This is a genomic window from Pseudomonas sp. HMSC057H01, from assembly GCF_001836405.1.
Taxonomy (GTDB): domain Bacteria; phylum Pseudomonadota; class Gammaproteobacteria; order Pseudomonadales; family Pseudomonadaceae; genus Pseudomonas; species Pseudomonas aeruginosa.
This window is the reverse complement of sequence record NZ_KV828511.1, coordinates 272,409-280,288: the sequence shown is the minus strand read 5'-3', so window position 1 is coordinate 280,288 and position 7,880 is coordinate 272,409. Positions and strand designations below refer to the sequence as shown.

The following is a 7,880-nucleotide window of genomic DNA, read 5'->3' as shown; positions in this document are numbered from 1 at the left end:
CGGCCAGCGCCAGCGCATCGCCCTGGCCCGGGCGCTGTACGGTGCGCCGACCCTGGTGGTGCTCGACGAACCCAACTCGAACCTCGACGACAGCGGCGAGCAGGCGCTGCAGGCGGCGATCCAGGCGCTCAAGGCGCGTGGCTGCACGGTGCTGCTGATCACCCACCGGGCCGGCGTGCTGGGTTGCGCCGACCGCCTGCTGGCGCTGAACGCCGGCCAGTTGCACCTGTACGGCGAGCGTGACCAGGTGCTCGCCGCCTTGAACAACCAGCGCGCCGCGTCGGCGTCGCAGCAGCGCGCGGACTACCGGGTGGCCGGCTACGGCGCGCCGCAGGTGGTGGCCGCGCCGCGCCAGGGAGGTGTGGAATGACCCGCACGGTGAAACGCGACGAGAACGCCTATGCGCGACTGGGTTGGCTGCTGGTCCTGTTCGGCTTCGGCGGCGCGCTGCTCTGGGCCGCCTTCGCGCCGCTCGACCAGGGCGTGGCGGTGCCGGCCACGGTGATCATCTCCGGCCAGCGCAAGTCGGTGCAGCATCCGCTGGGCGGGGTGGTCAAGCACATCCTGGTGCGCGACGGCCAGCATGTGGAGGCGGGCGAGCCGCTGATCCGCATGGAACCGACCCAGGCCCGGGCCAACGTCGATTCGCTGCTCAACCGGTACGCCAACGCGCGGCTCAACCAGGCGCGCCTGCAGGCCGAATACGACGGCCGGCGGACCCTGGAGATGCCCGCGGGGCTGGCCGAGCAGGCCCCGCTGCCGACCCTCGGCGAGCGCCTGGAGTTGCAGCGGCAGTTGCTGCACAGCCGCCAGACCGCGCTGGCCAACGAACTCTCCGCATTGCGGGCGAACATCGAGGGGCTGCGCGCCCAGCTCGAAGGGTTGCGCCAGACCGAGGGCAACCAGCGCCTGCAACAACGCCTGTTGAACAGCCAGTTGAGCGGTGCGCGCGACCTCGCCGAGGAAGGCTACATGCCGCGCAACCAGTTGCTCGAACAGGAGCGCCAACTGGCCGAGGTGAACGCCCGGCTATCGGAGAGCAGCGGTCGCTTCGGGCAGATCCGCCAGAGCATCGCCGAGGCGCAGATGCGCATCGCCCAACGCGAGGAGGAGTACCGCAAGGAAGTCAACGGGCAACTGGCGGAAACCCAGGTCAATGCGCGGACGCTCTGGGAGGAGCTGTCCTCGGCGCGCTACGAACTGCGGCACGCCGAGATCCGCGCACCGGTCAGCGGCTACGTGGCCGGCTTGAAGGTGTTCACCGATGGCGGGGTGATCGGCCCCGGCGAATTGCTGATGTACATCGTGCCCAACAGCGACAGCCTGGAAGTGGAGGGCCAGCTCGCGGTGAACCTGGTCGACCGGATCCACAGCGGGCTGCCGGTGGAGATGCTGTTCACCGCCTTCAACCAGAGCAAGACCCCGCGGGTCACCGGCGAGGTGACCATGGTCAGCGCCGACCGCCTGCTCGACGAGCAGAACAAGCAGCCCTACTACGCGCTGCGCGCCCAGGTCGACGCGGCCGGGATGGGCAAGCTGAAGGGCCTGCAGATCCGCCCGGGAATGGCGGTGCAGGTGTTCGTCCGCACCGGCGAGCGCTCGCTGCTCAACTACCTGTTCAAGCCCCTGTTCGACCGCGCCCACGTGGCGCTGGCGGAGAACTGACCGATGACCATGCGCCGCCTGATGACCTGGCTGTTCGGCGCCTTCCTGTTGCTGCTGCGCGAGGATGCCTTCGCCCTCGGCCTGCTGGACGGCTATCACCTGGCCCTGGAGAACGACCCGCAGTTCCAGGCCGCGATCCAGGAGCACGAGGCCGGCAGGCAATACCGTGCGCTCGGCCGCGCGGCGCTGCTGCCGCGCCTGGTGTACAGCTACAACCGTGGGCGCAGTTGGTCCGATGTGACCCAGACCACCACCCGCGGCGATTTCAAGGAAGACCGCGACTACGACAGCTACGTCTCCACCCTCAGCCTGCAACAGCCGTTGTTCGACTACGAGGCCTTCAGCCGCTACCGCAAGGGCGTGGCCCAGGCGCTGCTGTCCGACGAGCGCTTCCGCAGCCAGAGCCAGGAACTGCTGGTCCGGGTCCTGGAAGCCTATACCGGCGCGCTGCTGGCCCAGGACCAGATCGAACTGGCGCGGGCGCAGAAACGCTCCTACCGCGAGCAGTTCCAGCTCAACCAGCGCCAGTTCGAGCGCGGCAACGGCACCCGCACCGACACCCTGGAGACCCAGGCCCGCTTCAACCTGGCCCAGGCCCAGGAAATCGAGGCGCGGGACAGCCAGGATGCCGCCCTGCGCGAGCTGGAGCGACTGGTCGGGGCGCCGCTGGAGATCGCCGACCTGGCGCCGCTCGGCGAACGCTTCCAGGTGCGCCCGCTGAGCCCCGCCAGCTACACCGCCTGGCGCGACCTGGCGCTGGCCGAGAATCCCGAGCTGGCCTCGCTGCGCCACGCGGTGGACGTGGCCCGCTACGAGGTCGAGCAGAACCGCGCCGACTTCCTGCCGCGCCTGGGCCTGTACGCCAGCACCGGCAAGTCCAAGTCCGGTTCGGAGAACACCTACAACCAGCGCTACGAGACCGACAGCGTCGGCATCCAGTTGAGCGTTCCGCTGTTCTCCGGCGGCGAGACCCTGGCGGCGACGCGCCAGGCCACGCATCGCATGGAGAAGAGCCATTACGACCTGGACGACAAGGTCCGCGAGACCCTCAACCAGGTGCGCAAGATGTACAACCAGAGCAGCAGCAGCGCGGCGAAGATCCGCGCCTACGAGATGACCGTGGATTCGGCGCGGACGTTGGTGATGGCCACGCGCAAGAGCATCGCCGCCGGGGTGCGGGTCAACCTCGACCTGCTGAACGCCGAGCAGGCGCTGTACAGCGCGATGAACGAGCTGTCCAAGGCCAAGTACGACTACCTCACGGCCTGGGCACGCCTGCGTTTCTACGCCGGGGTGCTGGACGAGGCCGACCTGGAACTGGTGGCGGCGAACTTCGTTTCCGGCGAGACGCCGGCGCGCCGCCGCGACTGCGCGACGACGGATTGCCCGGCGCCGCTGCACACCCTGTCGAAGACCGATACGGAGGAAAACCGGAGCGCGCTCAATTGAGACCGCGAAGGACGTGCAGGCAATTGTTCGCCTGGCGTGAAGTCGATGTCCCGGGCGGGTCGACAGAGGTCGAACAATACGCATGGAATTGTTTTTTCAATAAGGCGCTATTTATATGAAACGGTTTTTATAATATTCCAGTGTCTTCGGTAGTTTATCTTTCCTGCATGATTTCATATATGCGGAATTCGTTCGTGCATATGCTTTAAGTGCAGCTTAATTTTTTTCATGAAACCTGTGGACATTGGAAAATGAGCTGTGTCAGTTTGGACTTCGGCCTGATCTGGCCGATAACTGCAATTATCCATCCGATAATTGTATCCGAGTTATTTCCTTTACAACTTAAAGGGATATGACAATGTCCAGCAATTCTCTTGCATTGAAAGGTCGTAGTGATGCGTATACCCAGGTAGACAACTTCCTGCATGCCTATGCGCGGGGCGGGGACGAATTGGTCAATGGCCATCCGTCCTATACCGTAGACCAGGCGGCGGAGCAGATCCTCCGCGAACAGGCGTCTTGGCAGAAAGCACCGGGCGACTCGGTGCTGACCCTGTCCTATTCGTTCCTGACCAAGCCGAACGACTTCTTCAATACGCCGTGGAAGTATGTCAGCGATATCTACTCGCTGGGCAAGTTCAGCGCCTTCTCCGCGCAGCAGCAGGCCCAGGCCAAGTTGTCGCTGCAATCCTGGGCGGACGTCACCAATATCCACTTCGTCGACGCCGGCCAGGGCGATCAGGGCGACCTGACCTTCGGCAACTTCAGCAGTAGTGTCGGCGGTGCGGCGTTCGCCTTCCTGCCGGATGTACCGGATGCGCTCAAGGGGCAATCCTGGTACCTGATCAACAGCAGCTACAGCGCCAACGTCAATCCGGCCAACGGCAACTACGGACGCCAGACGCTGACCCACGAGATCGGCCATACCCTGGGCCTGAGCCACCCCGGCGACTACAACGCCGGCGAGGGCGATCCCACCTACGCCGACGCTACCTACGCCGAGGACACCCGCGCCTATTCGGTGATGAGCTACTGGGAAGAGCAGAACACCGGCCAGGACTTCAAGGGCGCCTATTCCTCGGCACCGCTGCTGGACGACATCGCGGCGATCCAGAAGCTCTACGGGGCCAACCTGACCACTCGCACCGGCGACACGGTGTACGGCTTCAACTCCAACACCGAGCGCGACTTCTACAGCGCCACCTCGTCCAGTTCCAAGCTGGTGTTCTCGGTGTGGGACGCCGGCGGCAACGACACCCTGGACTTCTCCGGCTTCAGCCAGAACCAGAAGATCAACCTCAACGAGAAGGCGCTGTCCGATGTCGGCGGGTTGAAGGGCAATGTGTCGATCGCTGCCGGGGTCACCGTGGAAAACGCCATCGGCGGCTCGGGTAGCGACCTGTTGATCGGCAACGACGTGGCCAACGTGCTCAAGGGCGGCGCCGGCAACGACATCCTCTACGGCGGCCTCGGCGCGGACCAGCTGTGGGGCGGCGCGGGAGCCGACACCTTCGTCTACGGCGATATCGCCGAGTCCTCCGCGGCGGCGCCGGATACCCTGCGCGACTTCGTCAGCGGCCAGGACAAGATCGACCTGTCCGGGCTGGACGCCTTCGTCAACGGCGGGCTGGTGCTGCAATACGTCGACGCCTTCGCCGGCCAGGCCGGCCAGGCGATCCTGTCCTACGACGCGGCGAGCAAGGCCGGCAGCCTGGCGATCGACTTCAGCGGGGATGCCCATGCCGATTTCGCGATCAATCTGATCGGCCAGGCGACCCAGGCCGACATCGTCGTCTGACGCGCTGAAGCGGGCGCGGTTCGGTGCGGCGGTACGAACCGCGGCCCTTCGGCCGGCCGGGCACTGTTCGAATTGATAGGTGTCTTCCACAGGAGCGAAGTTGTGAACTGTGGCGCGCCCGTGGGCCGGCGGCCCGGCGGACGAACGGAGGCCCGCGGCGCCTGGCGCGCGCTGGCGTTCGAAGCGAGGATGGCGGGCGGCGTTCGCCGTGTTATCCGATGTTCCAGGCTTGAAGGAGATCTCTCGATGTCGGCAAGCGCGAAGCTCTCCAGGATGGTTTGCTTGCTCTGCGGTTTTTTCAGCACAGGTATCAGTATGGCCAGCAGTCTGATTCTTCTCAGCGCTTCCGATCTCGCCGGGCAATGGACCCTGCAGCAGGACGAGGCGCCCGCGATCTGCCATCTGGAGCTGCGCGACAGCGAAGTGGCGGAAGCCAGTGGCTACGACCTGGGCGGCGATACCGCCTGCCTCACGCGCTGGCTGCCCAGCGAGCCGCGCGCCTGGAGGCCCACCCCGGCCGGGATCGCGCTGCTCGAACGCGGCGGCCTGACCCTGATGCTCCTCGGTCGCCAGGGCGAGGGCGACTACCGGGTGCAGAAGGGCGACGGCGGGCAGTTGGTGCTGCGCCGCGCGACGCCCTAGCTCGCCTGCGGGTCAGACCACGAAGCGACCGATCATGCTCTTGAGGTCGTTGGCCAGGCGCGACAGCTCGTGGCTGGCGCCGCGGGTCTGCTCGGCGCCCTGGGTGGTCTGCACGGCAACGTCGCGGATGTTCACCAGGTTGCGATCGACCTCGCGGGCGACGTGGGCCTGCTCCTCGGCAGCGCTGGCGATCACCAGGGTGCGCTCGTTGATCCGCGTGGCGTGCTCGGCGATCTCGCCCAGGGCGTGGTCGGCGGCCTCGGCCTCGTCGAGCATCTGCCGGGCGCGCTGGTCGTTCTCGCGCATCGCGGACACCGCGGTGTCGGTGCCCTCGCGGACGCTGGCGATCATGCCTTCGATCTCATGGGTCGATTGCTGGGTGCGGTGGGCGAGGGCGCGCACTTCGTCGGCGACCACCGCGAATCCGCGGCCCTGCTCGCCGGCGCGGGCGGCCTCGATGGCGGCATTGAGGGCGAGGAGGTTGGTCTGCTCGGCGATGGCGCGGATCACGTCGAGCACCTTGCCGATGTCCTGCGCCTGGCTGGCCAGGCCTTCCACCAGGCGCGCGGTCTGGCCGATCTCGGCGTTCATCTGACGGATCGAGCGGACGGTCTGTTCGACCCGTGCGCGGCCGTTGCCGGCGGCCCGTTCCGAGAGACTGGAGGCCTCGGCGGTGGAGCTGGCGTTGCGCGCGACCTCCTCGACCGCCGCGCTCATTTCGTTGACCGCGGTGGCGGCCATCTCGATCTCATCGTTCTGCCGGGCCAGCGACCGGTTGCCTTCCTCGGTCACCGCGTTCAGTTGCTCGGCAGCGGCGGCCAGCAGCGCGGCGGAATCGCCGATCTGCTCGATGGTGTCGTGCAGGCTGGCCTGCATGCTGCGCATGGCCTTCATCAGTTGCGCCGGCTCGTCGTCGCCGTCGCTGGCGATCTCGCCGGTCAGGTCGCGGGCCGCGATGCGGTCGGCGCAGGACACCGCCTGGCGGATCGGCACGACGATGCTGCGGGTTAGCAGCCAGGCGATCGTCACGCTGGCCGCCAGGGCCACCAGCAGCACCGCGAGGATCGCGGTGGAGGCCCGGGAGTAGACATCGGCGGCTTCGGCGGTGGAGGCGCGGGCGGCCTCGCGGTCGAGGGCGATGAGTTGCTTCAGGGTCCGCTGCACCTGCTCGTAGCGCTGCAACTGGGCCCCGCCCATCAGCACGCTGGCTTCGTCGGTACGGTTGTCACGGGACAGCGCGAGCAGGGCGGCGTGTCCTTCGAGGTATTCCTGCTGGCGCTGGACGAACTGGTCGAGCAACGCGCGCTCCTCGTCCAGGACCAGCAAGGGGCGGTATTCCCTTTCCACCCTGGCGAGGGTAGCGATGACCTCGTCCATCCGTTGTTCCTGCTGGCGCATGCGCGTGGCGTCGTGCAGCAGCACGTGGTTCATCTCGCCGAGGCGCAGTTCGCTCATCAGGCCGCTGAGCTGGGCCGAGGCTTCGACGCTGGGCAGCCAGACTTCGCCGATATCCCTGGCGGCGCGGTTCAGCGAACCCATGCGGTTGTGCGCGAAGAGGCCGAGCGCCACCAGCAGCGAGGCGAGGATGGCGAAGCCGATGACGGCGCGTGGGGTGATGGCGATACGACGAAGAAGCATGGGGTGGTCTCCGACCGGGCTGTGGGAAGGTGCTTGGCCCTGTAGCGGGGCGCGGAGGGGTTTCTTGAGGGGCTGCGGGGCTATTTGGAATTGCCTTACATGATTGATAGGAATTTTCTGTAAGTTTTCGATGTGCTCGAGCCGGTTGTGCCGTTTTCGGCATGCTCAGGGTCGATTGAGGTCAAGAGAAGGCTGTCGCGGCAGGCCACCCTAGGGATTGGTCGAACAAGGAGAAGCCCGTGATCCGAATGACGCTGGACGAGGTCCGCGAGCTGGCCGTGCGCATCCTGCGCCGGCACGCTTTCAGCGAAGCCCATGTACAGGCGGTGGCCGATACCCTGGTGGCGGGGGAGCGCGACGAATGCGCCTCCCACGGTATCTGGCGGTTGCTCGGCTGCATCGCCACCCTGAAGGCCGGCAAGGTATCCGCCGACGCCGAGCCGGAACTGCACGACATCGCTCCCGGCCTGCTGCGGGTCGACGCCCATGGCGGGTTCTCCCAGTGCGCATTCCGGCTGGGGCTGCCGCATCTGCTGGAGAAGGCCCGCAGCCAGGGTATCGCGGCGATGGCGGTGAACCGCTGTGTGCATTTCTCCGCGCTATGGGTTGAGGTCGAGGCACTCACCGAGGCGGGCCTGGTGGCCCTGGCGACCACGCCGAGTCATGCCTGGGTGGCGCCGGCGGGCGG

The 7,880-nt window shown here is 66.7% G+C and carries 5 protein-coding genes and 2 pseudogenes; 6 read left to right on the top strand and 1 reads right to left on the bottom strand.

The genetic code is table 11. The features are described from left to right. From HMPREF2581_RS24145 to aprI, 5 genes and pseudogenes are all read left to right on the top strand, one after another. Window positions 1-370: pseudogene (locus tag HMPREF2581_RS24145) on the top strand (ATP-binding cassette domain-containing protein); the annotation flags it as partial. Beyond that, on the top strand, window positions 367-1,665 hold the full coding sequence (gene aprE, locus HMPREF2581_RS24140) for an alkaline protease secretion protein AprE (protein ID WP_003110826.1): 1,299 nt from the start codon (window positions 367-369) through the stop codon (window positions 1,663-1,665). The pseudogene HMPREF2581_RS24145 and the gene aprE, both read left to right, overlap by 4 nt. 3 nt (window positions 1,666-1,668) lie before the next feature. Next, window positions 1,669-3,114 (top strand): alkaline protease secretion protein AprF, encoded by a 1,446-nt coding sequence (gene aprF / locus HMPREF2581_RS24135; RefSeq protein WP_003110827.1) that lies wholly within the window; start codon window positions 1,669-1,671, stop codon window positions 3,112-3,114. Window positions 3,115-3,472: 358 nt separating this feature from the next. Continuing rightward, a complete protein-coding gene (gene aprA, locus HMPREF2581_RS24130) occupies window positions 3,473-4,912 on the top strand; it encodes a serralysin family metalloprotease AprA (RefSeq protein ID WP_003086731.1) in 1,440 nt (479 codons plus the stop codon). 246 nt (window positions 4,913-5,158) lie between these two features. Continuing rightward, window positions 5,159-5,554 carry an alkaline proteinase inhibitor AprI gene (gene aprI / locus HMPREF2581_RS24125; protein ID WP_003082543.1) on the top strand — a complete coding sequence of 132 codons (396 nt, stop codon included), beginning with the start codon at window positions 5,159-5,161 and terminating at the stop codon, window positions 5,552-5,554. Between the two features lie 12 nt (window positions 5,555-5,566). Here the strand turns inward: aprI and HMPREF2581_RS24120 are convergent, their stop codons facing one another. Next, window positions 5,567-7,192 carry a methyl-accepting chemotaxis protein gene (locus HMPREF2581_RS24120; protein ID WP_003140433.1) on the bottom strand — a complete coding sequence of 542 codons (1,626 nt, stop codon included), beginning with the start codon at window positions 7,190-7,192 and terminating at the stop codon, window positions 5,567-5,569. Between the two features lie 239 nt (window positions 7,193-7,431). On the opposite strand from HMPREF2581_RS24120, the pseudogene lhpD reads away from it, so the two are divergent. Then, window positions 7,432-7,880 (top strand): annotated as a pseudogene (lhpD, locus tag HMPREF2581_RS24115) (bifunctional delta(1)-pyrroline-2-carboxylate/delta(1)-piperideine-2-carboxylate reductase); the annotation flags it as partial.